This window comes from uncultured Thiodictyon sp. (assembly GCF_903828115.1).
Taxonomy (GTDB): Bacteria; Pseudomonadota; Gammaproteobacteria; order Chromatiales; family Chromatiaceae; genus Thiodictyon.
The window spans coordinates 1-2,370 of the sequence record NZ_CAIKKU010000450.1; the positions used below are offsets into that span (position 1 = coordinate 1).

The 2,370-nt window shown below is 54.3% G+C and carries 1 protein-coding gene and 1 pseudogene; both read right to left on the reverse strand.

Going from position 1 to position 2,370, the window contains the following annotated elements; all coding sequences use genetic code 11:
- Positions 1-1,111: 1,111 nt before the first annotated feature.
- Positions 1,112-1,801 carry a HEAT repeat domain-containing protein gene (locus tag QZY48_RS16545; RefSeq protein ID WP_295432905.1) on the reverse strand — a complete coding sequence of 230 codons (690 nt, stop codon included), beginning with the start codon at positions 1,799-1,801 and terminating at the stop codon, positions 1,112-1,114.
- A 381-nt stretch (positions 1,802-2,182) separates the two neighbouring features.
- Positions 2,183-2,370: pseudogene (locus tag QZY48_RS16550) on the reverse strand (hypothetical protein); the annotation flags it as partial.

Sequence of the window (2,370 nt, forward strand, 5' to 3'; positions counted from 1 at the left end):
TGCTTGCAATACGAACTGGTGTTTGCGTAAAACCTCGCGCTCGCGCGAAAGCGAGTACGACCGAGGAACCGGATGCGGGAAAACTGCACGTCCGGGTCTGTGGCGGGGGCTCCGGGCAACCGGAGTCCCTACGCCGGAGGCTCTTATTCATTTGTGGGAAAAGAACTCGAGCCTAGCCCTTTTTTATCCGCTTCTTGGGGCAAAAGGCAAGACCTGACCCCATTGCCCCCCCCATTATCCCTACCACCCAACCGAAAAGGGTCCAGCTTACTTTCTATCGTATAGTATCGCGTGACTTGCCGTTGAGTGTCCCTCTGAGATTAGGTGGACACCATCTGACTTGCTAACGGGCAAAAATAGCGCAATTACTGCGAATATCAGAAAAATGATCGCGAAAGGAATGAAGGCAGCAATTATTAATAATCCAAATACAATCAATAGCTGTTTAGACTGGCATCTAATGGTGCTATCCAGATTTAGCTCAAATTTCTCCCCGCAAACTCTGCATACACACATTTTTTGGGATTTGCCTATTAGCTGGCGGGTGGCAACAATCGACGTGCATAGATATTCATTTTCTTCTCTTCGCAATTCATATTTTGTGCTAATTCGATGTCCGAGGCGATAGTTAATAGATTTCATTTTCCCATCCTTACCTTTACCCAGGTGGAACTTTCATCCACTAGATTACGCGACATTGCCGATCACCGCCAAGACTCTAAGTTGTCGCCAAACCTCTTGAGAAAGTGTGCAAGTACGCTTGGTCTGCTGTATTCGGAATCTGCCTCCCGGCCACAGACGGAACACGTGGCTAACTCCCAAAAACAAGCACCAGGGTCTCGTTCCAGTTTGGCCGCCAACTCCCGCCCGTTCAGGCATTCTTTCTTCTTGAGTTCCTGCCACTTCGGGTAGCAGCATTCACCGCAGTAAACCTTGTCGCACTCTTTGCAGTAGTATGCGTACTTCTCATAGTCGGCGTGCGTCCTGCTTGCGTCGAGTACGATGCCGACATTGCTCCCATACGAGCGGGGTTTCTCGAATTCTGTCATTTTGCCACATTTAATACAGTTCATTGCGTTCTCCTCCTTCTTTGGCCGAAGGTTAGGCATCATTAGTTGGTGGACAACGCTTCGCTTTTGCCCACATTACCTGGCTCTTTCTCTAATTTCTTTACTGCCTCTAACGCTTGCAGTGCTACTTCCCTGACACCCTGGTTTTTTTCAAAATCTTCTTGAGTAAGGCGGGTTAAGGGTTCAACAGCTCTCTTATCGCCAATGCTTCCCAATGCGCTTGCCGCATTACTTCGAACCTCTCGATATTTATCTTTCAATGCGGTGATTAGTGGTTCAACTACAAAAGGGTAGTGTAGCTCCCCAAGCTTTAACGCAGCTTCAGCTCTGATCCTGCACTCGCGCTCGCATTCCTGTTTCAGCTCGCGCTTTTTCTCACTTAAGCGATCGAGGGCAGCGAACGTCTGCTCGCTCCTTCCCAGTCCAATCCCACCCCAGGCATCCCCTAATGCAGCGAGAATCGGATTGGCCTCCTCGAACCGATCGATCTCGGCTGCAAGGGTCGCGGCGACTTGAGAGCGATAGGTTAAGTTTTTAACTAACTGCTTCGCAATTTCAATTTCCTCCGTTTTTGCTTGTCGCGCCTCTAACGATGTGGGGAACCGCTCTAATATATCTTTGTAAAGCTTTAGCGCTGCTAGGCGGTCACCGTGACGCTCTGACTTCTTGGCTTTCCTAAGCAAGGCACGCGGATCGTCAGGATTTCCGAATAGCTTGCTGAAAATGCTCATAGTCGCTTACCTTTGTTGCCTAACGAATAAGCGTTTATCCGTCGTGCGCGCCGCACTGACCCCGCGTCGGAGCGCGACGCCACGCGCGCACGACGGATAAACGTTTGTTGGACTAATCCGCTCCTGGCACGACGCCTGCTGCGGCCGCGGTCCTCTTTAAGAGAGGGGATTGTATCCCGGAGGCCGGGTCGCCGGTCGGTGTCGGACCGGGTTGCAGCGCCCGCGCCGCGCCCGGTGCGGCGCCAAGCGGGCGTCCGTGTGGCGCTGCGAGGCGGTTCAGCGGCGTCTTTGAGATGAAGTGTAGACGATTTTCCAGCGCTTGGGCGAGCGCGAACGCAGGCCGCGGGCGGCCTGTCCCGGACGGCCGGCGGGCGCTGAGGCCTAGCAGGTGGCAGGCATCAGCGTCACCCCCTGACCACGCCGCAACGGGGCCAGGTGCGCGGTCACATGCAAGCGCCCGATGCGGCACGTGGGACAGGGATAGCCGTCAAAGGGCGCCGTCGCCGCCGGTTCCGTGGCGGGTTCTGGCGCCGGCGGCGGGGCCGCGAGGGCGGCACGGATCAGCTCCA